This window comes from Streptococcus oralis, from assembly GCF_003942875.1.
Lineage (GTDB): Bacteria > Bacillota > Bacilli > Lactobacillales > Streptococcaceae > Streptococcus > Streptococcus oralis_BX.
The window spans coordinates 137,737-164,212 of sequence record NZ_RMVK01000003.1 but is presented as its reverse complement, the minus strand read 5'-3'; the positions used below and the strand labels follow the sequence as shown (position 1 = coordinate 164,212).

General features: G+C 42.4%; 9 protein-coding genes. 1 reads left to right on the top strand and 8 read right to left on the bottom strand.

Translation table 11 applies throughout. The annotated features are described in order from the left end of the window. Positions 1–70: 70 nt before the first annotated feature. Positions 71–2,776, bottom strand: a complete 2,706-nt coding sequence (locus D8844_RS04415) for an FtsX-like permease family protein (protein ID WP_185757666.1) — start codon at positions 2,774–2,776, stop codon at positions 71–73. Continuing rightward, positions 2,772–3,473, bottom strand: a complete 702-nt coding sequence (locus D8844_RS04410; RefSeq protein WP_125422184.1) for an ABC transporter ATP-binding protein — start codon at positions 3,471–3,473, stop codon at positions 2,772–2,774. Before D8844_RS04410 ends, D8844_RS04415 begins: the two co-directional genes overlap by 5 nt. 140 nt (positions 3,474–3,613) lie before the next feature. On the opposite strand from D8844_RS04410, the gene D8844_RS04405 reads away from it, so the two are divergent. Then, positions 3,614–4,186 carry a TetR/AcrR family transcriptional regulator gene (locus D8844_RS04405; RefSeq protein WP_000250301.1) on the top strand — a complete coding sequence of 191 codons (573 nt, stop codon included), beginning with the start codon at positions 3,614–3,616 and terminating at the stop codon, positions 4,184–4,186. A 125-nt stretch (positions 4,187–4,311) separates the two neighbouring features. Here D8844_RS04405 and D8844_RS04400 read toward each other — a convergent pair whose 3' ends face one another. From D8844_RS04400 to D8844_RS04375, 6 genes are all read right to left on the bottom strand, one after another. Next, on the bottom strand, positions 4,312–5,004 hold the full coding sequence (locus D8844_RS04400) for a phosphoglycerate mutase (protein ID WP_000240130.1): 693 nt from the start codon (positions 5,002–5,004) through the stop codon (positions 4,312–4,314). Positions 5,005–5,316: 312 nt separating this feature from the next. After that, positions 5,317–5,697 (bottom strand): hypothetical protein, encoded by a 381-nt coding sequence (locus tag D8844_RS04395; protein ID WP_125422181.1) that lies wholly within the window; start codon positions 5,695–5,697, stop codon positions 5,317–5,319. 151 nt (positions 5,698–5,848) lie between these two features. After that, positions 5,849–11,368: a ZmpA/ZmpB/ZmpC family metallo-endopeptidase gene (locus D8844_RS04390; RefSeq protein WP_125422178.1), complete on the bottom strand. Its 5,520-nt coding sequence runs from the start codon at positions 11,366–11,368 to the stop codon at positions 5,849–5,851. A 233-nt stretch (positions 11,369–11,601) separates the two neighbouring features. Beyond that, positions 11,602–11,982: a hypothetical protein gene (locus D8844_RS04385; RefSeq protein ID WP_125422176.1), complete on the bottom strand. Its 381-nt coding sequence runs from the start codon at positions 11,980–11,982 to the stop codon at positions 11,602–11,604. Positions 11,983–12,229: 247 nt separating this feature from the next. Next, the gene (locus tag D8844_RS04380; protein WP_260467544.1) at positions 12,230–18,655 is read right to left on the bottom strand and encodes a ZmpA/ZmpB/ZmpC family metallo-endopeptidase; all 6,426 of its coding nucleotides are present in this window, start codon (positions 18,653–18,655) and stop codon (positions 12,230–12,232) included. Positions 18,656–18,904: 249 nt separating this feature from the next. After that, positions 18,905–26,335, bottom strand: a complete 7,431-nt coding sequence (locus D8844_RS04375; RefSeq protein ID WP_125422170.1) for an SIALI-17 repeat-containing surface protein — start codon at positions 26,333–26,335, stop codon at positions 18,905–18,907. Positions 26,336–26,476 lie beyond the last annotated feature (141 nt).

Genomic DNA, 26,476 nt, shown 5'->3' with positions numbered 1-26,476 from the left:
CTTTACGACAATTCTTATTCTACCAAGAAGCAGAGACTTTGTCAACTGATTTACTGTTTAAAACCTTGAATTACTCTACTGATTTCAGGGCTTCAAGCATATCCACCTTTCTCAAGTGGTGATTGACAAAGAGACCTAGTAAAGTCAAAATCACCGTCACTGCGACGATTGGAAGCGCATAGACTTCCCAGCTGACCTGAGGATAAAAGAGTATGGTGGCAGGTGAAATCATTTGTATCAAAAATTGATGTAAATAGTAGCCTGCTACCAAACCGAGAACAATCCCCACAAGGGATAGCACTATGGTCTCGCGGTAGATATAGAGGGTCACTTCTTTATTGTGGAAACCGAGAACCTTGATAGTGGAAAGTTCGCGGATACGTTCTTCCACATTGATATTGGTGAGATTGTAAAGAATGACAATGGCTAGTAAGACGGAAACAAGGACAAGGATTGCCATGGTTTTATTGAGAGAATTGGCTACAGATTCAAAGAGATGGATAGCCGTTGCATTTTGGACTACCCCAGAAACAGCAGCTTTTCCCATGAAAGTAGCCGCTTCTTTCTCCGTATTGGAAGGTGTTGGGTCTTTTAATTTTACTAGGTAGGTATTGTCTTGCGGACTGGTTCCATAGACTTGTTCGTAAGTCGCACGGTTTAGATAAACAAAGTGTCCAACATAGTTTTCAGAAATAGCCGCAACCTTGATTTCCTTCCCGTCAAGCTCCAGCTTGTCTCCAACCGTAACACTTGCTAATTGGGCTAATTTTTGACTCACGACCGCTCCATTAGTGACCTGCAACTCTCGCCCATTTTCCTCTAATGTGATAAAGGGATTGAAGTCTTCTCCACTAGTAACCATCATGGTGATGGTTTGAAGTCCTGCTTTTCCTTTGAAATCTTTTTCAATGGATTTAGAGTAAATCTTTTGATAAGCGTGGATCGATTCAGCTTGCAAGGCACTTTCCAGATCTGCTTTTTCTTGCTCCGTTGCACTGCTCTTTTCTGCTACAATCATCTGGTATTGCTGGATTTGTTCAAATTGGCGTTCGGAAACTCCTCCCACAGATGACTGAATACCAAGACCAGCAAATAAGAGAGCAACTGAACCTACAACTCCAAAAATGGTCATCAGCATCCGTTGCTTATAACGAAAGATATTTCTTGCCGTAACCTTATGAGTAAAACTCAAACGACTCCAAATAAAGCTCAGTCGTTCCAGCAAAATCTTTGATCCCTTAACGGGAGGTTTGGGAAGTAAGAGTTGGGCTGCTTCATCGTGCAACTCCCTTCGCGCCACCAGATAAGCCGGCAAAACACTAGATACCCAACTCAAGGCTAGGGCAAGGATACTATAAGACCAATAGAAATACTCGTGACTTTTTCCAACAACCATCCCAGCTGTTATAACATCTGAAATCACCCCTGCAAGAAGATAATGTCCAAGAAGTGTTCCTATAATGGTTCCCACAGTTCCTGCAAGAAAACCATAGAGGACAAACTTGGCAACAATATCTCGGTTGCGGTAACCCAAGGCCTTGAAAATACCTGCATTGGTGCGTTCTTCATCTACAAAGCGAGTCATCGTTGTAAAGGTCACCATTGCAGCGACCATATATAGCACCACTGGGAAGATATTTCCGACTGAACGAATGCTTGATGATGCATTGCTGTACATGAGGTAGCCTTGACCACCTGGCATGGTTTGGCGATTGTATACGTGGTATTTCGGCTCTGCCAGTTCATCAAGCTCTTTCTGACGCTGTTCAAGCTTCTCTTTTTCCTTAGTTAGATCACTCTCTGTCTGAGCCAGTTTTTCTTTTTTTGTCGCCAGTTCTTCCTTAGCTTTTGTCAGCTGTCCCTCGATTTGACTCTTTTGCGGTTCTGGTAAAGCGGTCGCTTGTTCTTCTTGCGTTTTCAAGCGACTTTCGGCCTGCTCTAACTGACTCTTGCCATTTTCAAGGTTGCTTTCAGCAGTTTGGAGCTGTTCTTTGCCCTCTTCCAAGCTCTTTTGCCCATTTGATTTGATACTTGCCAATCTTTTTTGACCATTATCAGCAAGTAAGTCTTGCAACTCTTCCTGATGTTGGGCTCGTTTGGTCTTATAGTCTGATGAAAAAGTATCCAGATTTTTTAAATCGTCATAGCGCACACGCGCAATACTATAAACATCTGAGTCAAACTGACTGGGTAAAATTACTCCATAGCCAGTCAGGTTGCCATTTCCACTACTAGCACTTCCTAAATCTTCTTTAGAAAGAATCTCACCCGACTCAACAAATCCAGTAATTGTAAAAGTTTGGGATTTTACGATGGACTTTTCTTCTTTCTTAGTAAAGGTAATGGTCTGCCCAATCTGATAGCGGTCTTTCCAGAAATCAGCTAAGGAAATTTCCTCATCAGCTTCTGGCAGTCGCCCTTCTGTCACTTGAAAGGTTGAAATGCTCTCTGGTTTGGAATAAAGTCGAACTGCTTCCTCACCATTTTCAACGGTTAGGTCTGCCATATAGCCAAACTCAACACTTGCTCCTTGAAGGGTCTTTAGTTCGTCCTGATCTTCTTTGTCCAAGCCATAATCAGCTATCACTGCCAGATCCAAAGCATTGGCTTTACGGAGATAATCCCCTGCCGTGCGTTCCATGTTTGGGCTAGTCACTTTGAGTCCTACTAGGGCTAAAGAACCCAGCATCATCAAGGTCAAGATAGAAACAAAGCGTCCCTTTGAAGTCGTCACTGACTGAAATAGGTCTTTTCGATATGTTTTTTTCATGCTAATACTCCAATGTATCGATATCCTGCGGATGCTCATTGATCGTCATGCTCTTAACTGTAGCATCGCGCATATGAATCACGCGATCTGCAATAGGAGCTAGCGCACCATTGTGGGTCACGATAATCACCGTCGCTCCTTTTCGACGAGACATGTCTTGGAGAATCTTCAAGACTTGCTTCCCCGTCTGGTAATCCAAGGCACCAGTCGGTTCATCACAGAGGAGAATTTTAGGATTTTTGGCTACAGCGCGTGCAATGGAGACTCGCTGTTGCTCCCCTCCAGAAATCTGGGCTGGAAAATTATTGAGGCGATGAGCCAAACCTACATCTGTCAAGACCTGCTCAGGTTCTAAGGCATCTGTCACGATTTCTGAAGCCAGTTCCACATTTTCCTTGGCTGTCAGATTGGAAACTAGATTATAAAACTGAAAAACAAAACCTACATCTTCACGACGATAGTTTGTTCTCTGGTGCGAACTATAGTTGGCAATATTGGCACCATCGATCCAAATCTCCCCCTCATCATTGGTATCCATACCTCCTAGGAGATTGAGAACGGTTGATTTTCCAGCACCTGAAGCACCAAGGATAATAACCAGCTCCCCCTTTTCAATTTCAAAATTCACATCATGATTAGCCACAATCTCCGTATCCCCAACCTGATAACGCTTGTAGCTGTGTTTCATTTCAATATAAGCCATATCGTTTATCTCCTTTTCAAAGCTCGTTTCCTTAAATCAACAAGGTGTTGATTCTAAATCACAAATATTATATAATGGGCTAAGTCAAAAAGCAATAATCAAAAATCAACAAAGTGTTGATTTAAGAAAAAGGAAGAGAAATGGTTCAGAAACGAAAAACTACTACTAAGGAAGACATCAAGGAAGCTTTGATTCAGTTGCTATCAGAGGAGAAATTTGAAAATATATCAATTAGTAAACTCTGTAAACGCGCAGGGATTAATAGGGGAACTTTCTATCTACACTATGAAGACAAATATCAAATGATTGACAGTTTTAAAAGTGAAATTATTTCCCAGCTCTACATTTTTTTAGAAAAAGAAAGAGAATCGCCTAGAAAGTTTATGTTAGCCAACTTCTATATATTACGTTCGAACGAACGCCTTATTAACGCCTTGTCCCAAAGTCATTACATAGACTTTCGTGGTGCAATTCGTGAATTTCTAAGTAGCATTATTCTAACTGAAAATCAAAAAGAAAAGACTCGTCATTTCTTATCTGAAAACTTCCAAATTCCTCACAAATACGCTTTGGAAATCTTCTTATCAAGTATTGAAGGAATTATTTCTCTTTGGATTGCTGGGGGAGCTCAAGAAGAACCGGAAGAAATCACGGATATAATCTTATCAACCTATAACTACGAACACTGGAGCTACGAATCAAAAGAAGATTAATTCATACAACTTACTATTTCATAAGCTATATCCTCTCATTTTATACTTTTTCAATTAGCTAAATTGCCTTTTTTTAAACTTAGATACAAAAAAGCCTAGGAATTCCTAGGCTTTCTGTTTATAGATTATTTTCCAAGGTAGTATTCAGAAACTACATTCAATTTTTCGTCGAATTCGAATACCAATGGTGGGAAGTTAGGGATTTCCACGTCCATGATTTCGTCGTCTGACAAGCGTTTGATGTGTTTTACAAGGGCACGGATTGAGTTACCGTGAGCTCCTACGAATACGTTTTTACCATCTTTAAGTGCTGGAGCGATTTTGTCTTCCCAGAATGGAAGGGCACGTTCCAAAGTCACTTTCAAGTTTTCAGCATCTGGGATAACTGAGTCGTCAAGTGAAGCGTAACGACGGTCAGTGTGTGCTGAATGCTCATCATCACGATCCATGTTTGGAGGCAATACATCGTATGAACGACGCCAGATGTGAACTTGCTCATCACCAAATTGTTCCGCAGCTTCAGCTTTGTTTTTACCAGTCAAACCACCGTAGTGACGTTCGTTCAAACGCCATGATTTTTCAACTGGAACCCACAATTGGTCAGAAGCTTCAAGAGCCAAGTTTGTTGTTTTGATTGCACGTTTCAATACTGAAGTGTAAGCTTGGTCAAATTCGATACCAGCTTCTTTGATCAATTTACCAGCGTCAATCGCTTGTTGTGTACCTTTTTCAGACAAATCAACATCAGCCCAACCAGTGAAAAGGTTAGCTTTGTTCCATTCAGACTCACCGTGGCGAGCAAAAACCAATTTTACCATTAGATGGATTCTCCTTTTATTTTTCGAGGTTTCCCTCGTTTATCTATTCTATTTTACACAATTTTTCACAAAAAAGCTAGTTAAAATCAACTAAAAAGAGAGAACGGTGTCCTCTCATCTAGATATTATTAATTCGCGATATTCAATCAAGAAACAATTGCAACTATTTGTTATTTAAAGCATCAATTAAACGATCAGTATTCTTAGTTACATCATGTTTTCTTATAAAAAAGCATTTCCCCAACATATTCTTTCACCAGATCATTCTTTAAATGAAAAAACAACCCTCAAACGGATTGTTTCACTAAATTATCAGACAAGGCCACGGACTTCTTTCAAAAATTTAGAAAAAGAAACAGCACCTTTAATGATTAGAACCCCTCCTATCCACTCGGTCGCTGAAAGAAAGCCCAGCACGCCACCAATGATAAATAAAATAGAAGGCAGCATTCGAAGTTGTTGGTCCTCTTCGAAATAGATTAACATAAAGGTCCCTAATGCAATCATCAAAATCTTAAAAAATGTCAGGAGCAGGGAAAAGGCAACCGTGATGACCAACATCTTTGAAGGATCTTTATAGATGAGAGCCCCAGTATAGGATAGCAAAAATCGTAGGACAGGTCCCAAAAGCAAGGTTATACCTGCCACCATGCCCAGTCTCCAATTAAGTCGAACCAATCTATCTCTCTCCATAAAAACCTCCTTCTCTCGTAGCTATCATTCTACCATATTTGCTCCAGAAACAAAAGACCTTCTCAGTCACAAACAAATCACCTACCAGCTTTCATACATCCTGACATAAAAAGAGAAGATCTGTTGATCCTCTCTTTTCATTTTCCACCCCTTATTTCTTAAAAATAGAGGTTCTGAAGTCGTTTGTTTGGTCAAGATAAGCTTTAAAGATTGCTCTCTTCAACTTATGAACGGCACTGTCATACTCTGGATTATAGTTACTCCAACGCGTGCCTTCTGCATCCTTGAGAACAGCTTGATCCATGAGGGCTTGCAATTCACTCACTTGATTGATGGTCTCTGTCGTATAGTTTGGCCATGGTTTTGTCGGATCTTTAAAGGTCACTTGTTTCAAGTTTTTAAACTGATCCACACGTTCTTTGTACATGGCTTTCTTGAAATCTGCCCAAGATGCATACTTGCCTTCAAACACCTTGTCCAATACAAGATCATCTGTCACCAATCCTCGTGTTTTACCATAGAGATTGATGGTTTTACCTTTTTGTTTGGCAATTTCTTCGTATTGGTTGGAGATATAAGGTACCATTCCATCCTTAAAGCCTTTGGCAGCCAAAAGTTCGTAAGCGATCCGACGTCCCATAAGGTCCCCTGGCGTGCCTTTCTCACTGCTGAGAGCTGAAAAGATTGGGGCAAAGAGTTTAATTGTATAGTAGCCATTTCGTTCATAGTCGCCAGTCTGGTACTCACGAGCTGACAAGATGTTATGGTCAATCAAACTTTCAAAACTATTCAAGTTTTGGGCCTCTGCTTCTGTCAATTCTTTGACTACATTAGTGGCGTAAACCTCATTTCCATCTGCTGGATCTTTCACATACTTGTTCTCAATTTTTCTGAGAGCCGCCATTTTCTGGTAAACATTCAGTTTGTTGACGATTGATTGTCCTTCGAGATATTCCAACATGTAGATGAGGTCAAACATGTTGTGGACATAGCTCTGAAGATCTGATGCGTTTTGGAATCTCTCTGTCGGATCCAAGACTTGCAGACGGGAGCCCTCTGTACTATCTGATTTTGAGTGTCTCAAGATAGAATTGATGGTAATGGTTGCGTCACTTGGTTGGTCAGGGGCTTGCAATAAGCCTTTTGCGAAAAACTCTGGTCCCAAGCCACTTCTTCGACCATAGCCGCCAAGGTAGATATCCTGATCCGAATCATGGGTCATCTCATGGGTATATGTAATGGCTCCATCCTTGTCCAGCATACGGTAAGACATATAGTAGACGCCATCCCCTGTAGCGTAGGCTCCATGCTGGTTGTGAACTACCTTATTGCCAACTGGGCCAAAGAAGTTTTTCATGGCTGGATTGGAACTATCAAACTTAGCCTCTACTGTAGCTTTTCCAGAGGTTGTGTCATCACCGAACTTATAAGCATCATAAAGCAAGATGGTGCGATAGAGTTTTTCACGTGACTGTTCATCTAAAATACGATACCAATAATCGTAGTGATCACGCTGACGTTTGGCTGTTTCACGAGCATTTTCTTCTACAAAGTCATTGAGAGCCTTGCCCGCTTTATGGTCACTATTACGGTAGCGATCATAAGCTCCAAATCCTAGACTAGACATAGTTGAGATGACAAAGACGGATTTTTCTGGCAAGGTCAGGAGAGGCAAGACCATATTGCGGTATTTCCATGTTGCACTCGTAATGCGATCATAAACACCGATAGAATACTTGGTCCCAACTTGTCCTTGCTTTGTTTTCACCTCTTCGATAGTGGATTTTTCTTCGACGATGTAAGCCTTGGTCTCTGACTTAAACCAGTCATTGTTGCTTTTATTTGGTAAAAAGACTTTTCGGTAATGTTCTAGCGTGCTAAACAAATCTGTCGTTCCATGATGACTGGCAAGACTGATACCATAAGTATCGACATTATTCTTAGCTAGAAGATTGTTAAAGCCAGATTTACCCAACTCAATCAGAGTGTCCAGTGGTGAAGCATTTCCCTTACCAAAGAAGTCCAGATGGTACAGAACCAGGTTTTTGACGTTTACTTGAGCATAGCTAAAGTTATACCAACGTTCCAGATAGGTCAAGCCAAGTAGCAAGGCTTCCTTGTTGTGCTTGATTTTATCTACAAGATAGCCCTTGGTGACTGGGTTATCACTGGCAAGTCCAGCATCTGCTGACAAGAGTTTTTTCAAACTGTCTTCCAGTTGTTGTTTTGTTTTGGCGAACTGGTCTTCTAGATAGAGCTCAGTCTGCTCGACTTTTGGAGAAATACCAAGTGTCTTTCTGATGCCTTCTGAGTGGTAGTCCACCTGCTGCAATTCAGGTAAGACTTGCTTGATGATAGAGCTTTGGTCGTACAAGAATTGGTTTGGCGTATAGAGAAGCCCAGTATCTCCTAGACTATATTCTGCTAATTTGGCGAAATCAGTCTGGTACTGGAGATCGAGTTTCTCAGATGAATGGTCCTTGTAGTGAAGCAAGAGTTTGTTTGCAGTCTCTTTGTTTGAAACAATGTCTGTGATGACTTGGTCATCCTTCATCATGACTGCTGACAAGACTTCTTTTTGATATAAAAGACTGTTCTCATTGACCAGATTTCCGTATTTGACGATGGTTGCCTTGTTATAGAAAGGTAACAATTTTTCAATGTTCTTATAAGCCAAGGCGCGCTTAGCTTGATAATGGGCCACCTTAGAAAAATCACTGTCTTTCTTGCCACTTGTTGAGAGGGGCTCCACTGTTGGTAGAGTGAGAGGATTGATGGCTGCTTTCTTGCTTTCAATCTGGGAAGTATCTAGCATTGTTCCTCTTTCTTCAAAGGATTCCTTGCTGACGACCTCATCCTTAACTAAAGTGACATTGTAAACTCTGTTGGCCTTGCTGCTGAATGTGTCCTTCACCTTCATATCATTATAGTGGTAACCAGTGATGGCATTTCCGTTGGTTACATTGACATCGCTGAGGACATTGGTCAAACTTCCAGCATGCTTTTCTAGATTAGAAGTTCGGTCCCACAAATAGCCTGCTACTCCCGCAACTCTACCAAAGTGCTTGACATTGTTGATATCCCCCTCAGCATAGCTATCTTGGATTTGTGCATCCTGATCTACTAGACCTGCAAGACCACCCACAGTCTGATCTGAACTATTTGTGTTGGATGAAATGGCTACTGTCGCTTTTGACTTCGTCAGCAAAGCCTTGTTTCCTGTCAAATGACCGACCAGACCACCGATATTGTAGGCAGCAGTCGTTTCATAAGTGTTGATAATTCTTCCCTTGAAACTGCTCTCTGTGATGCTCGATTGATCCGCCTTAGCCAGCAAACCACCGATACCACGTTCACCGGCGAGAACACCATCGACGTGAACTTGCTTAATCTTTGTGCCATTCTGAGCTTCATAGGTCAGTGAACCAATATCATCTTTCCCTGAAATGGAGACATTTTTCAGACTCAATTTTTCTACTCTAGCGCCGCTCAAGGTTTCAAACAGAGGCTTTTTCAAGTTGTAAATAGCATACTGCTTGCCATCTTTTTCACCGATCAGCTGACCAGTAAAGGTGCCCTTGATATAGGATTTAGCTTCAGGCTCCAACTCCACTTCGTTGGCATTCAAACTAGCTGCTAAATGATAAGTTCCAGAGAGATTCTGGTTGATAGCTTTGACTAGGTTGCTAAAGGAAGTAAAGGTTGTCGTTTCCTCTCTAGCCTTCTTAGCTAGGTAGAAGGTGAAATTATCAACATATTTATTTTCTAGCTCTTGCTGGAGTTTCTCAGCCTTGGCTGTGATTTTATAAACTGGCTGACCATCTTTCGTTTCAGCCGTTATTGAAGCGACTGGTAGATAGACATCTTTAAATGACGAAGATTTAACCTTGACAAAGTAAGTGTCTGGATTACTTGGGACACCATCTAAAGAAACGTGTTGTTTGTAAGTACCATTGGTCTGACTATACAACTCCAGATCCGAAACATTTCTTAGCTCAAGCGTCTTCTCTGGATCTTTTTCTTTTGGTTTTTCTTTTGGTTTTTCTGTCGGAGCTTCCGGTTTTACTTGCTCGGTATTGCCAGTATATTCTGGAAGAGGAGTGACTTGTTCCGGTTCAACGATAGCTCCTGCTTGAGTTCCTGTATATTCTGGTAAGGAAGATTGAGTCTCAGGTTCCACAATCGCACCTGATTGAGTGCCTGTATACTCTGGTTTTTCAGCTGTTTCAGGAGCTACAACCGCTCCCGCTTGAGTTCCCCTATACTCTGGTGTTGGTGGCACCTGTTCAGGCTCTACGATTGCTCCAGACTGCTCGCCTGTATAGGTTGGTTTCTCAGACGTTTCTGGTTCCACCAAAGCTCCTGACTGGACACCCCCAACCTCTGGCTCAACTTTTTCCGGCTCAACGATGGCACCAGCTTGAGTTCCCTGATACTCAGGTAGTGGAGCGACTTGCTCGGGTTCAACGACTGCTCCTGCTTGGGTGCCTGTATATTCTGGTTTTTCAGCTGTCTCTGGGGCTACAACCGCTCCCGCTTGCTCGCCTGTATATTCTGGTAATGGAGCCTGCGTCTCAGGCTTTCCCTTTTTTGCAGACTGAGGTGCTTCACTCGGCACAACTGCCTTCTTAGTCCCTTTTTCTACTATACGTGGCAAGGCTTCTTCTACCTTAGTCGAGAGAACTTCCCTAGAAATTTCTTGGTTTTCAACAGTGAAAATGCGAACAAGCTCAATCTTCTTCCCAGCACGACCTTCTTGTTTGACATGGATGGTTCCCTCTGTTAGTTCTGGATTTTCCTGCACCACTTCTGAAACATCTAGTTTGGTTACAATCTCTTGGTCTTTGTATAAGAGCTCTGGTTTATTCACGCGACCAGCCAAGACTTCGTCTTGAGGATCTACACTAGCAATACCAGACGGCTTTTGATTAGATAAATCTTGAGAAGGGATTGTCTTGTCTGCAGGGCTTGTTGAAGACGGAGCTTTCTGCTCATCTCCTGCCTTTTGTCCACCTTCGTTGGCTTGGAAATGAGGTTGAACTGTATAGTCAAGTTTCTGATCCCTAGCAGCAGTTTCTTGCTGATTAATCTCTTTGTCTTGCTTAATATAGCCTAGATAAGTATAACCTGATAAGGCACGTGGCAAAGGCAGACTATCTCCTTGGGATAATTGGTATTCCTGATTGTACTGGATCAAAAGTTGATTTTCAATAGCCTGAACTGAAGAAGCCAAACCACTGCCCATCCCTGTTATCAAGACAACTTTCAAGAGAGCTTTCTTTTTGCCTTTCTTTTTCGATACGACAAAAATAAGGAAACCAATCGAAGCCAGAACTCCACCTGATAAAACGCTAGTAAGGCTATTCTGCCCACCTGTATTGGGCAACTGACCCAGCTGGGCTTTCTCATCCATACGGTAGACTAGATAATAGGTGCTCTCACTATCTTCCGCAATTTTAGGAATGTCCTTGACAATCAAGTCCTTTTCTTGCCCACTCAGCTCCGTATCCGTCACATATTTGTAGTGAACAGCTGCATTTTCTTGAGCAAATACGGTCCCACTGCTCGCAATGGACACAAAAAATAGGCTTGAAATCGAAGCTGACACAAGTCCAATTGCTAATTTTCGTAAGGAGAAACGATGCTGCTTCTCTCCAAAAAACTTTTTCATTCTAAATCCTCTCAACTTTTACCTTCTATCAAGAAAATAACTAGCATTATATTTTGATATAGGTATTTCACATCCACCATTATACTATAAAAATACTTCCTTGTCTCCAATAAATGCTTTAGATTTCACGAATGTCAAAGCTTATTTATCTTGTAAAATTTATCCGTCGTTGATGACAAAAAAAGAAGGCTAAGCGCCTTCTCTTATTTGAAAATATTCCTAACAAAAAGTCATTATTCTTGAATCTCGAACTTTTTCAAAAGTCCAAAATAGAGGGATCCACCAATGATTGTCAGAATTCCTCCTACCCATCCCAAGAATGGGATCAATCCAACAGAACCACCCACGATAAACAAAACAGACGGTGCAGGAGTCACACGCTCATCGTCCTTGTAATACACAATAGACACAATTCCTAAAACCAAGACAGCAATTTTTACCAATGACAAAATAATCGAAAAAATCGTCAATATACCAACTGTTGCATCAGAGTCCTCCGTCGCCGCAGCAGCCCCGACAGCTATCATAAACATAACAAGAGGTGCCAACAGTAAGACGATACCTGAAATAAGACCAAAAATCGCATTTACGCGAGCAAGTGTATTTGTTTTCATCTGAATCTCCTTAAAAATTTTTCAGCTATCATTTTATCATATTTTCATGAAAAATAAAAGAAATTTCAAAATGAGGATACTAGATGGTGAATGATTTCAAATTTCTAAACAGACATTTCGAGCAAGAAATATATCATGTATCAATTTGTTTGTAAATTCATTCGTTTTTAGTAGTAAGCTAGTAATTTTCATAGAAAAAAGAAGATCACTTGGATCTTCTTTTTTCGTGTCTGTTTTTGCAAGAGACTTATCTTTCAAAGATAGACTGTCTGAAGTCGTCTGTGGCACGTAGATAAGCATTAAAAATACGATACTTGAGTTGGGCGACACTGCTCTTAGAGCTGTCTGATAAGGCACGATCAATGTTCTTAGCTGAGGCATCCGCTAGTACTGCTAAGTACATATAATCTTGCAATTCCTCATAAGAAGAAATCGTAATTTGTCGTTTGCTATCTAGTTTTCCGGCTTCAAACTCGATGGTGATTGGACGAAGGAATGTTTGCGCTTTGTTGTATCGCTCATTCAACATAGCTTTCTTCAAATCCTTCCATGATTCATACTGACTACCGTAGAGGTTTCTAAGGATTAGATCATCTCCAACTACTCCGACATCTCCTCTGTTCCAGATTGAGTAGGTCTTATTACCTTCTTTAAGCGCTTGGCCGGAGTATTGGCCAGATACATATGGGACAAATCCTTGTTGGTAACCCTTGTCTCCGAGCAATTCATAGGCTCTACGACGGAACATAAGTCCACCAGGTGCACCAGTTGGATTGTCCAGAGCTGCATAGAAGGAAGCAAACATATTGACGATGTAGTAGCCATTTCGTCCAAAGCTAGCGGTATCCCAACCGTCCCGACGTCCAATGATATTATGATCAACCAGAGCATCGACAGATTTTAGTTTGGATGCTTCTTCAGCTGTTATTGGAACGATTCGATCATCAGCGTGAGCTTGTTTACCATAAGACGTATTCTCAAATTTATAATTTTCAGCCTTACGGTACCATTTCATTTTCTGTTGATCAGTTAGAACTCCAGTAACAATATCCCCTTCAACATAATCCAGAAGGTTCAGTACGTCAAAAACTCCATGCATGTAGTCGCGAAGAGCATCTGCTGAGGAGAATCGGGCAACAGGATCATAGGTATGGTAACGAGAGGTTGAATCTTTATCTCCTTGATAGAAACTATTGAGAACGAGACCTTTTTCGCTAACATTGGTTACAGACTCTAACATTCCTGTAGCAAAGCTCTCAGGTCCTTCACCCTCACGACGACCATGTCCTTCAAAATAGATAGAACCATCCGAGTTGTGGGTCATTTCATGGGTATAGACCATGGTTCCAGAAGCTCCCAGCATCTGGTCATAGACGTAGAAGACTTCATAACCATTGGCAAAGGCTCCTAGTCCATTGTCTCCGTGATACTTGCCAGCAGGGCCAAAGAAATTGTACATAGCAACAGAGGTCTTATCATTACGCGGAGCCCAATATTGATGGCCTTGATCATTGTAAACAAAGAAACCATCTGTAACGATCACCCGTCTGAATAGAGTATCTTTCCTGTTTGGACTTAAAATGTTGTACCACATGTCATAGTGGTTTCGTTGCCATTCAGCTGATTGATCCACAAGTTTTTCAACGTGTCGATGGAGTTCCTCACCTGAGAGAACTCTGCCACCTTCTTTCCTGTAGCTTCCAAAGCTACCAAAGGCAATGGTCGACATATTGCTGATGATATAGACATCTCTTTCAGGTAAGGTCAGAAGCTGGAGGACCATTTGCTTGAAGCCCCAATCTCCCTGAGTCAGTCTGTCGTAGACTTTGATTGTATACTTACTCTTACGATCCGCATTGTCCTGCTTGGCCTGAATTTCTGGCAGACTTGAACGAGCTTCTACGATATAAGCCTTGGTATTTTCCTTGAACCATTCACTGTTGGTTTTGTTTGGCAAGAAGAGTTCACGCAGACTTTCTAAGTATGTAAAGAGGTCTCCTTTGCCTTTTTCCTTAGCTAGGGATTGTCGGAAAGTATTGAAGTTGTTTTGCGCTCGAAGATTGCCCATTCCAGAGTTACCGAGAGCAATGATGGTATCGAGTGTCGAAGCGGCATGATTGCCAAAGAAATCAAACTTATAGGCATTAAGGTCCTTGGTGTTGAAAGTTCCATAGTTGACATTGTACCAACGATTGAGATAGGTCAGACCAAGCATGAAAGCCTCTTTGTTCTTCAGAATCTTTTGGCTAATTGCATCCGCTACGGCAGAACCTAGAGTGTTAATCGACTTATCAACTGAAAGTACCTTGAGGAGCTCCTGACCTAGGTCAGCTTTGATTTGTTCAAAGGCTTTTTCCAGATAAAGATCATCTAAGGAAGCTGTTTCACCAATTCCCAGTACCTTACGCACAGCAGTTGAGTTATAAGTCACAGCTTTGAGTTCATCCAAGACTCTCTCTTTAATGGACTGGTAGTCCGATAGGAAGGCCTCTGGTGTATAGAGCAAATTCTTATCAGCGATGCTATATTCAGCAATCTGACCATTGGCAAAATCTCCCTTGTAGGTCAGATCAAGATAGGCAATGGTCTTATCTGCATAATGCAACATCAGTCTATTGATTTCACCCTTATGGCTGTTGACGTCCGTTATCAGCGTCTCATCTTTCATCGGAACCACATCTAACAAGGCTACTTTGTTGAGTTTATCATCTTCAGCTAATTGATTTGCTGTATGAACGATAAAGTCTTTGTTGTAGAATGGTAATAGTTTTTCTACATTTTCGTAGGCTTGCTTTCTGGACTCTTGGGCTCCCCTCACTCGACTATAGTCTGTTTGATGCTGGTAAGCTTGCTGCAATGGTTCCTGATCCGTCAAGGTCGAAGTGATTCCAAACGACTGACGTTTGGTTTGTCCATCTACCTCTGAAATAGTACGGACAAATCGCTCATCTTTTCTATTTGCTGTAGTCCCTTCAAGAACATGTGAGTCCCGAATAGAAGCTTCAGGATACGGGTCTCCTGTCATGGCATGACCATTTTGAACCTTGACACTGGTCAAGACATTTCGGACCTGTCCATTGTTCCATGTAGATCCAATTGCTCCACCAACTTGGCCAGAATGGCCTCCATTTTGGATAGAACCAGTCACATAAGAAGTTTCTAATCTAGCTCCATTCTGCAAACGACCGATCAATCCTCCAACACGCTGGTCTCCATTTCGACCCGTTACTTGGATAGATACATCCGCCTGACTCTTCTGCGCCAGTGATTGGTTGCCGTGGAAGTTACCGACCAGGCCACCAATATTGTACTCCTGTCCCCCATCTTGGGTGCTGGTGATGGACCCTTTAAAGGCAACATTAGTTAGTTTTGTGTTTTGGGCAACTCCTACGAGTCCACCGATATGCTTGTTCCCAGATAGACTACCACTTACAGAAACATCTGTAATCGTTGCATTCTGAGCGTTGCTAGCCAAGCCCCCTATAGAATCCTTGCCTGTAACTGCAGCCGATTTCAAGGTCAGTTGCTGGATGGTGGCATTTTTCAAGGTTGCAAAGAGTGGTTTTGCCAAGTTGTAGATGGTATAATCTTTTCCATCCACTCGGCTAGTTAGACTACCTGAAAATTCTTCTGGAACATAGCTTGTCGCAGAATGTTCTAACTCAACCTCATCTGCTGAAACATCCGCTCCTAGTTTGAAGTTTCCAGTCGGGTTTGACTTCATGGCCTCTATGAGCGCTTTGAAGGACGTATAGACACCTTCTTGACTAAGAGGCGTTTTTGGCAATTCAAAAGAGTAATCTGGACGATAATGATCCCCTTCTCCCTCGACGAGCTGATTAGCTGATACCGTTACGGAATAGGCATTGCCCTTATCTGTAATCTTAGAAACAGGTAAGAGCATATCCTTGAACTTGTCTGACTGAATGCGGACATAGTAGTTGTTCAAATCAGATGGCACTTCTGACAAGGATAGGTAACGTCGGTAGTGACTGCCGTCTTTTCCGTACAGTTCGATGCGGTCGATATCTTTGATTTCAACCTTCTTATAATCTAGCTGAACTGGACGTTGATCCTCTATACTCGTTTGTTCCCCTTGACCTAGGTCATATTTCATGACGGTTTTGAGGGTATAAGGAGTATAGTAATCCAAATCATCAAGTGTTAGTTGTTTAGAAAGATCCACAAGGTCGACTTCCTTGATCAACGTTTGACCCTTGTAAAGCTGCACTTTGGCGGATTGATAGCTAGCTGTAGCATCCGTCAAGTGATAGCTAAGAGAAACTTGGCGTTGATCTTCTTCCTTCTCGACACGGACTAGAGAGAGGGTTGGTTTTCTCTTGACACCATCCAGAGCTTGACGAGCTGCCTCGAGATCCGTCCGAACTTGATCGACCAAGGCTTGATTGGCCAAAGGATTGTCCAAAACGAGCTTGGCCTGATCTAGAGCACGACGATAGCGGAGTTTGGCTTGTTCATCAGCATACTGGTAAGCAACTGTAGACTGAGTCACATCCTTCATGTCAAATTCAACTCCAAGAGTTTTCTTATCAACAGGTTGACCGTCTAGATTATTCTTAGCAGTTTCAAGGGCCTTTTTCAAGGAATCAACCTGTTCTTGACTGGCATGAGATGCCTCAAAGAGAGCTTGGGCATTTGCGACTGCCTGTTTATAAGACTCTTGATCTGCAGTGGTATCATTGAAATACTGATGCGTTTTCTGGATGCTATCGGCCTCTTCCACTAATTGGTGCAAGGGTTCAAGGTCGAGAGTTCCTTTTTCTGGTTCCACAGGAGCGTGATCCGCATTTGTAGAAATTGGTTTTGTACCGACTTTGATAATCTGAGGAACTGCTTCTTTTGTGATAGTGTTAGAGATTTCCTCTGTATTTTCGACTTTTCCATCTACTAAATACTGACGAGTCACAATCGTACGCACGCCATCTTGACCAGCTTGGCTAACTTCCCTTTGTCCCAAAGGCAGGTCTGCACTTTCCACTTCCTTAGTTGGATAGGATTCGGCCACTGTTGTGGTAACGTCCTTTTCTTCAACGTTTAAGCTTGGAACTTCATTTACAGGAGCGTCTGTTGGTTTTTCACTAACAGGGCCTGTTCCAACTGTTACGATTTCTGATACTGCTGGAGTTGTCACTTCGTTCGAGAGTTCCTGACTTCTCTCTACTTTCCCATCTACCATGTACTGACGGGTGACGATCGTACGGACACCATCTTGACCAGCTTGGGTTATCTTGGTCTGGCCAAATGGCAAGCTATCACTCTCTACTCGTTCTCGAGTGTAGGGTTCTGCTATCGTCGTAGTAACATCCTTTTCTTCAACGTTTAAGCTTGGAACTTCATTTATTGGAGCGTCTGTTGGTTTTTCACTAACAGGGCCTGTTCCAACTGTTACGATTTCTGATACTGCTGGAGTTGTCACTTCGTTCGAGAGTTCCTGACTTCTCTCTACTTTCCCATCTACCATGTACTGACGGGTGACGATCGTACGCACGCCATCTTGACCAGCTTGGGTTATCTTTGTCTGGCCAACTGGCAAGCTATCACTCTCTACTCGTTCTCGAGTGTAGGGTTCTGCTACCGTCGTGGTAACATCTTTTTCTTCAACGTTTAAGCTTGGAACTTCATTTATTGGAGCGTCTGTTGGTTTTTCACTAACGGACTCCTCTGGGCTTGGTTTTGTAGGAGAAAGGACCTTGCTTCCGACTTTTCTAATCTCAGAAGTCGGCTCAGTCGTTACCTGATTGGAAACCTCCTCTGTATGGATCACCTGACCATTTAAAATGTAGCTGCGGGTCACAATGGTACGACTACCATTTTTCCCTGCCTGAATCACCTCAGTTTGACCTTGTGGCAAATCAGCTGCCTCTTCTTCCTCTACTTGGAAAGGAATAATCTCTGTACGACTCGTATCTTTACTTTCAACCTTTAACTCTGGTTGTTCAAATACAGGAGCATCACTTGGTTTCTGAAAACGATACTCTTCCTGCGCTTGACTTCCGTTTGAAGTTTGAACTGGAGTATCAATAGGAGTCGAATGATTCAACTCTTTCTTGCCATCAACTGGAGAGTTTACTGCTTTTTGAGACTTCAAATAGCCTACATATTGGTAACCTTCAATCGTAAGTGGGGATTGTAATGCTTCCCCGACCTGTACAGTCAATTCCTGATTATAGTCTGCCAGCATTTGATTTGTCAAAGCCAAGGAAGTTGGCGCGATCAGCTGACTTCCTAGACTGGTTAAAAGCATAAATGAAGCTAGCTTTTTGCGATCATCTCTGCCCAGTTTAATCGCTACGACCAGTAGTACAATACCTGCCCCTGCTGCAATTGAGCTAATGAGTTGGCTGTGACCAGTTGCAGGCAACTGTCTCGTCGGACGATAAATCAAATAGTATGTATCATCTGTTTCCTCAGCAAACTGTGGCAACTCTTTGACTACCAATTGCTTCTCTTGGTCCGTGAGCTCACTCTCTGTCACGTACTTATAGTGAACCTGTTTTGTGACGGATGGCGTCTGTTCACTAGCCGCTACACTTACAAGAGAACCTCCTCCACTAAAAAGGTAGAAAACCCCTACCAGAGCAGAAACTAAACCAACCGAAACTTTTCTCAATGAAAAACGTTGGTGCTTTTCTCCTAAATAACTTCTTTTCATTCCTAATCTTTCCTTTATCATGATTTGAATCCCCTCTATTCTACCGAAATTTACTAGATTATTCAATTTATTTGCTATAAATAATAGCCACAAAAAACTGCTAATCTTTTCAGTTCATTTACGCTTTCAAAATCCTTATCTTATCAGGTCTTGAATGCACAAACAAGATCATGGAGAAACCACAGAAAAATTCCTAGGTAGCCTTAAACCTAGGAATTTTTCAAATTTTAATCAAACAGAATCGTTTCCTTATTTCTTGAAAATAGACTGTCTGAAGTCGTCTGTCTCACGAAGATAAGCGTTGTAAATCTTCTTCTTGAGCAGGTTAACCCAGCTAGCTTCGACACGGCTAGTAGCATTGGTAATGTTGCGTACATCCTCTGCCACTGCTGCATCCATCAACTGCTGCATCTCTGCATAAGAGCGAATGGTTACTTTCTTGGTACTGTTTGGATTTTTAAGCTCGTACTCAATGGTAATTGGCTTCAGCTTGGTCAGCTGATCAATTCGCTCTTGGTACATAGCTTTCTTGAAGGCTACCCAAGAGGTGTATTCACCTTTAAATACATTTTCCAAGACTTTCTGGTCGGTCACGAGACCGACATCTCTTCCAGACCATCCGTCCCACGTTTTCATCCCTTCATCGAAGGCTTCCTGAGAGTACTGACCAGAAACATAAGGGACAAATCCGTCATGATAGCCCTTGGCTGCCAGTAATTCATAGGCTGTGCGACGGAACATAACGTCACCAGGTGCTCCATTTGGATTGCTCAAGGCTGAGTAAATTGGTGAGAAGAGGCTGAGACTGAGGTAGCCATTTCGACCATATTTTCCGCTTTCCTTGTTCTCCCTACGAGTGATCACATCATTTTCAATCAGGGAGTCAAAGGTCTTCAGCTGCTTGATTTCCTCAGCTGTAAAGCTTCGCGTCTGGTTTCCAGCGTGGGTCTCCTTGCCATACTTATCTGTAATATAGTAATTCTCCATCTTCCTGAACCACTGTAACTTGGCAGCATCACTCTGCTTCAGCATAGAAGTACCTTCTAGATAGTCCAAGGTGTAGATCATGTCAAACATACCATGGACATAGTGTTGCAGGTCTGCTGCATTTTGAACACGTTCCTTGAAATTATAGGTATGCATACGTGTCTTAGAATCCTTGTCCACCTTGAAGAGAGTATTGAGCGTAATGGTTGGTTCATCTGCGCTCGGCGAAGATTGCAAGAGTCCCCGAGCATAGAGTTCCGCACCCAAGCCCTCACGACGACCATAACCTTCAAAGTAAATAGCACCGTCAGAGTTATGGGTCATCTCATGCGTGTAGACTGAGTTACCATAGTCTTCCAACAATCGTGCTCTATCAAAATGGGTAACACTTCCCGTAGCATAGGCATTGTAACCCTTGCTTGGATACCACTTGCCGGCTGGTCCAAAGAATTCCTGCATAGCCTGTGATTTTTTGTCATTAGCTGGTGCCCAATAGCTTTGTCCTGCGTTGTCAGTTAAGAAGAACCCATCATAAACCAGAACCGAACGGAAGAGCTTGTCCTTGCTTTCTGGACTCAGAATCTTATACCAGAAATCATAGTGGTCACGCTGGTATTCAGCTGTTTTTCTCACTCGGTCTTCGACATATTCAACTAGTTCTGCGTCTGTGCGCACTCTGTTATTGGCATCCAGGCGATAGCGATCATAAGCTCCCATAGAGAGGGTAGACATATTAGAGATAGCATAGACACCCTTCTCCGTCATGGTCAAGAGTGGCAGGAGCATGCCCTTGTGTTCCCAATTATCTGCAGTAATCTTGTCGTACACACCGACAGAGTACTTGCTCTTGCCCTCGGCTGCGTCCTGAAGCTTTCTCGCTTCTGGCACATCGGACTTAGCCTCAACAATATAGGCTTTTGTATTGGTCTTGAGCCATTCATTATTGGTCTTGTATGGTAGGAAGAGCTGACGGTAGCCTTCAAGGTAATTGAAGAGTCCTCGCTTGCCAGTTGCTTCAGAGAGCGAATTATCATACGCTGTATAGTTGTTCTTAGCCTTGAGATTCTCAAGTCCTGATTTCCCTAAAGCAATGATTGTATCAAGAACCGAAACGTCATTCTTACCATAGAAATCCATCTTGTAAGCCGACAAGTCTTTGACATTAAAGTTATCATAGTTGATATTATACCAACGGTTAAGGTAAGTCAAACCTAATAGGAAAGCTTCTTTATCAGCAAGAATCTTCTTAATAAGATAATCCTTAACTACTTCACCTTCAGTATTGATAGCCTTATCCATAGCCAGCACTTTGCGAAGCTCACCTGATAGCTTACTTTTCACTTGCGTAAATGCAGTGTCTAAGTATAGTTCATCCAAAGAAGTGTCTGCTGCTACTCCGAGAGCTGTTCGCATAGCTGGCGAATCAAGAACGACTTTGTTTAACTCTGGCAGGACTTGATTTAGAATACTAGTATAATCTGATACAAAGGCTTCTGGAGTATAAAGTAGGTCTAATCCCTTCATCCTATACTCAGCAATACCTTGGTTGACGAAATCTCCCTGATAAGATATTTCTAGATAGTCAATGGTATTGTCCATGTAGTGAAGCATCAAACGATTGATTGCTGTTTTATTGCTATGGATATCTGTCACCACTTGATGATCCTTCATCGGAACAACATCCAATAGGTACTCCTTGTTCAACTTATGCTCTTTCGGAATCTTGTTCGCAAACGAAACAATGGTTTCTTTATTGTAGAAAGGAAGTAGTTTCTCCATATTTGCATAAGAATATCCGCGGTCGAATTGAGCATTGTTTACCTCACCATAGTCGACAAAACGCATATTTAGATTCGTGTCATCTAGGCTAGTCGTGATGTCCATAGCAGTCAGTTTTTCTTCCATTTCTTCTTGAGTAATAGTAGAAGTAACAAACTGATCGTTTTTCAAGGTTTCACTCTTGGCAACTTTATATGCTTGCGTAATGCGGTCGTTTTTATAGCCCTGATCCCCAGAAATACTGTAAACATTTGTACCGCTAACGTTACTGATCACATTATCAACTAAACCATTAAAGTAGTTCGAGCCGACCACTCCACCGATTTGACCGTTAGTGGTTGCATTATATAATTTTCCTGTCACATAAGATTTGGTGATTCGAGCATTGTTTTCTAGACGTCCAACCAAACCACCGATACGTTGTTCATTTGATCGTGCACCACTAATAATCGTTACATCTGCTTTACTTTGGCTAAGAAGAGATTCTCCTCCTTTAAGGCTTGCAACCAAACCACCTACATTATAAGCTTTGATGTGTTGACTGTTAGATAGGATGGTACCCGTAAAGGAACTATTTGTAATTTTCGTATTGGTTCCATTAACTACTAGACCTGCTACGTTTGAGGCGTTGCCTACTACCGATACTCTCCCCTGAACAGAAACATCTGTGATTCGCGCATTCTCCGCATTGCGTGCAAGTGCTGCTGAGTCATAGGTACCCACGATATTCACATCTTTAAAGTCGATATTTGAAATGGCAGATCCACTCTTGAGGTTTTCAAATAAAGGTTTGGCTAGATTGTAAATCGCATATTGCTTGCCATTTTGACTACCTGTCAGACTACCGGTGAAGTTCCCTTTGAGGTAGACATAATCTGCAGGAGCTAGGTTGACCTCGCTCGCATCCAAATCAGCTCCCAGAACATAATTTCCTGCCATATTTCGCTTCATAGCGTCTACCAATCCAGCAAAGCTAGTGTAGACATTTTGCTGACTTGGGACTGCCTTACTGATATAGAAGTCATGCCCAGACTTGTAGCCCGTCTCACCTTCTTGGACGAGTTCAGGAAGAGTTACATTAACCTTATAGACTGCCTTGCCATCTTTCTCTGCTTCAGAAATGCTGTGAACTGGTAGGAGAATTTCCTTGGATTCGCTTGATTTGATCTTGACGAAGTAAGTAGACAGATCCGTAGGCATGGAGCTCATCGATACAAAACGCTTGTATTGGTCGTTTTCTTTATGATAAAACTCAACAGAATCAATATCACGGAAGGCAATCTTCTTGTATTCTAACTCAAAGTTACGACTGTCTGTTTCAAACTCAGTAAAGCTGCCATTATCTAGTTCATAAGTCAACTTGGTTTTTAGAGTGTAACCTGTGTAGTAGTCTAGGTCGCCAATTTTCAAGCTGCCAGCGAAGTTGGTAATTGGAAGAGTGCGAATCAGCTGATCTCCCTGATACAATTCTGCAGTCGCCGAACGGAAGGACTGGGTCTGGTCTTCCAATCTATATTGAACCGTCACCGACTTATCATCAGTATTCTCAGTCAGACTTAGAATTGAAACAGTCGGCTTGACTTTAGGCACTCCATTTAGTGCTTCTTTGGCTGCTGTCAGACTAACAAGAGCTTGGTTGACCTGTACTTGTGTAGCAGTCTGATTGTTCAGAACTCTTTCAGCCTTAGTCAATTCGTCTGTATAAACTGTCTGCTTATCTGAATCCGCATTCTTATATTTAACCGAGGTTTTAACCGTTGGATTTAAATCGTACTCAGTCTGAAGAGCTATTTTGACAACCTCAAGTCCACTTAATTGAGCCTTGGCTTGATTGATTTGTTCCACCAGTTGGTTGACTTCTGCTTGGCTGGCTTGGGATTGGCTCAGAATCGCTTGACCAGCCGTCAAAGCAGCATCATAGTTAGCTTGATGACTCTGGCTATCGTTGAAATAACGGGCCTGAGCTTTAATCTGATCCGCTTCTGCCAAGAGATTATGCAGTGAAATTAAATCGAACTCCTCTAAAGCATCTGCTTTCGGTGGATCGTTCGGTACCATGCTTGGTTTAGCCGTGCCGACCTTGACGATTTGTGTTACCGGGGACAAGGTTTCCTCATTAGACAATTCTTGGCGGTCAACCTCTTGACCGTTAGAACTGTAGACACGAGTCTTGATGGTCCGCTCACCTTGAACACCCGGAGTGGCGATTTGACGAACATCTTGAACCAATTCATCCGTATATTGCTTCTCGATATTGAAGGCTATTTTCTCTACGCGGGTTTCATCTGTATATGTCAGCGAATACTCTGGTAAAGCATCTGCTTTCGGTGCATCACTTGGTACCATGCTTGGTTTAGCCGTGCCGACCTTGACGATTTGTGTTACGGGAGACAAGGTTTCTTCGTTAGACAACTCTTGACGGTCAACAACTTGACCATTGGAACTGTAAACACGAGTCTTGATAGTTCGTTCGCCTTGGACTCCCGGAGTTGCGATTTGGCGCGCATCTTGGACCAATTCATCCGTTTCTTCTTCACGAATGTTGAAGGCTATTTTCTCTACACGAGTTTCATCGATATAAGTTAGGGGATACTCTGGAAGAACGTCTGCTTTCGGTGGATCGTTCGGTACCATGCTTGGTTTAGCCGTTCCGACTTTGACGATCTGTGTTACGGGCGCCAAAGTTTCTTCATTAGACAACTCTTGGCGGTCAACAACTTGACCGTTAGAACTGTAAACACGAGTCTTGATAGTTCGTTCACCTTGGACTCCCGGAGTTGCGATTTGGCGAGCATCTTGAACCAATTCGTCCGTTTCTTCTTCACGAATGCTAAAGTTAATTTTCTCAACCCGAGTTTCGTCGGTATAAGTTAGCGGATACTCTGGCAGAGCTTCTGCTTTCGGCGCATCGTTTGGTACCATATTTGGCTTAGCCGTCCCGACTTTGACAATTTGCGTTACTGGAGCTAGGGTTTCTTCATTCGAAAGTTCTTGGCGGTCAACCTCTTGACCGTTGGAACTGTAGACACGAGTCTTAATCGTGCGTTCGCCTTGGACTCCTGGAGTTGTGATTTGACGACTTCCTTCTGGAATCTCATCTGTATATTGCTCGTCAATAGAAAAATCAATCTTTTCTATTCTAACCTCATCATTTGTAGTCAATTCCAACTCAGAATTCTCATGAATAGGAGCTGTATCAGGAGTTGTCCCATATTCCGTCAGTTCTGGAATCTCTTGAACTGGAGATGTCTCGGGACTGGTTCCGTATTCTGCCAATTCTGGAACTTCGTGAACAGGCGCTGTTTCTGGAGTTGTCCCATATTCCGTCAATTCTGGAATCTCTTGAACTGGGGCTGTCTCAGAATTTGTGCCATATTCTGTCAATTCTGAAACTTCGTGAACAGGCGCTGTTTCAGGAGTTGTACCATATTCCGTCAATTCTGGAACTTCATGAACTGGGGCTGTATCAGGAGTTGTACCGTATTCCGTCAGTTCTGGAACTTCGTGAACTGGAGATGTATCAGGATTTGTCCCATATTCCGTCAGTTCTGGAATCTCTTGAACTGGTGATGTCTCGGGACTGGTGCCATATTCTGTCAATTCTGGAACTTCGTGAACTGGAGATGTTTCAGGACTTGTGCCATATTCTGTCAGTTCTGGAGTCTCACGAACCGGAGACGTATCAGGACTAGTTCCGTATTCTGTCAATTCTGGTGCTTCATGAACAGGCGCTGTTTCAGGAGTTGTACCGTATTCCGTCAGTTCTGGAACTTTGTGAACTGGCGCTGTCTCAGGAGTTGTGCCATATTCTTCCAATTCTGGAACTTCATGAACTGGAGTTTCTTTGGGTATCGAGTTAGTTGGAGCTGTTCCAACTAAAATAATTTCAGAAACAGGTTCAAGCGTCACTTGATCAGAAATCATTTCGCTTTTCACGATTTCTTGATCCTTACGAAAATGACGAGTCACTACTGTACGTTGACCTCGAACACCTGATTGTATAACTTTTGATTGGCCTTGAGCCAATTCATCAGAATACTGGTATTTTGTCTGATAAGGAAGTTCTTGAACTGACTCCTGCTCGCTAATTTTTAGTTCTGGCAAGTCATAAACGGTGCTTAGACGAGCAGACTCTCTCTCCTTGGCAGCTATAGCTTCTCTTTCTTCCTCAGTTAAAGCATCCCCCTTATCTGAAACAATCTCTTTCATATCAAGATTTGTTTCACTCGGTTTAAGTTCACTTCCCTTCTCTTTCTCCAAGTCAAGTGTCGGATTTTCCTTATGAGCAGAATGAGCTAAATGACTATCATTTTGTTCTTCATTCTTTAGATAACCGATATAGTCGTAACCGTCAATTTTCAATGGCGCTGGCAGTGCATCTCCAAGACCCAAGTTAAGACTTTGATTATATGCCGCAAGTTCGATATTCGTCACTGCTAAGACTGTTGGAGATAGCAGTATGGATCCCATTCCAGTTACCAACAAGATCGAAGATAAATACCTCTTCCCATTTCTGCCTCTAACAACTACAAGCACTAGTAATGCAAGACCTATCGCTGTAAAAGTTGATTCCCTAAGGCTGGAGTGACCTGTCTTAGGGAATACTCCAGACGAATCCCCTTGAGTAGTCGGACGATAAACTAAGTAATAGGTCTCTGAAGCATCCTCAACATGCTTTGGAATCTCCCTTATCAAGGCACTCTTCTCTGCCTCCGTCAATTCAGACTCCACTACGTAGTGGTATTTGACCTGAGCAGACTGCTGACTTTGAATTTCTGCTGCCTTTACAGAAGTCAAGTCCCCAGTTATTTGCCCACTCAAAAAGAAGCTTCCAATAGCCGCCGAAACGAGCCCAACGGACAACTTGCGGAAAGAAAAGCGCTGTCGTTTTTCTCCATAAAACTGATGTTTCATTCTAAAGATTTCCTTTTCAATATATTATTCAATCCTTTCTATTCTACCTGATTTCACTTGATTATTCAAATTATTTGTCGCGATTTTTAGAAACAACACCTGCTTTTGAAAAGTACCAAAACACGACTCCTCTTTTTAAAA

What these genes read in the sequence shown, in the direction of transcription:
- D8844_RS04410 (WP_125422184.1), bottom strand. Translation starts at nt 3,473, where the DNA reads ATGGCTTATATTGAAATGAAACACAGCTACAAGCGTTATCAGGTTGGG.
- D8844_RS04405 (WP_000250301.1), top strand. Translation starts at nt 3,614, where the DNA reads ATGGTTCAGAAACGAAAAACTACTACTAAGGAAGACATCAAGGAAGCT.
- D8844_RS04400 (WP_000240130.1), bottom strand. Translation starts at nt 5,004, where the DNA reads ATGGTAAAATTGGTTTTTGCTCGCCACGGTGAGTCTGAATGGAACAAA.
- D8844_RS04395 (WP_125422181.1), bottom strand. Translation starts at nt 5,697, where the DNA reads ATGGAGAGAGATAGATTGGTTCGACTTAATTGGAGACTGGGCATGGTG.
- D8844_RS04390 (WP_125422178.1), bottom strand. Translation starts at nt 11,368, where the DNA reads ATGAAAAAGTTTTTTGGAGAGAAGCAGCATCGTTTCTCCTTACGAAAA.
- D8844_RS04385 (WP_125422176.1), bottom strand. Translation starts at nt 11,982, where the DNA reads ATGAAAACAAATACACTTGCTCGCGTAAATGCGATTTTTGGTCTTATT.
- D8844_RS04380 (WP_260467544.1), bottom strand. Translation starts at nt 18,655, where the DNA reads ATGAAAAGAAGTTATTTAGGAGAAAAGCACCAACGTTTTTCATTGAGA.
- D8844_RS04375 (WP_125422170.1), bottom strand. Translation starts at nt 26,335, where the DNA reads ATGAAACATCAGTTTTATGGAGAAAAACGACAGCGCTTTTCTTTCCGC.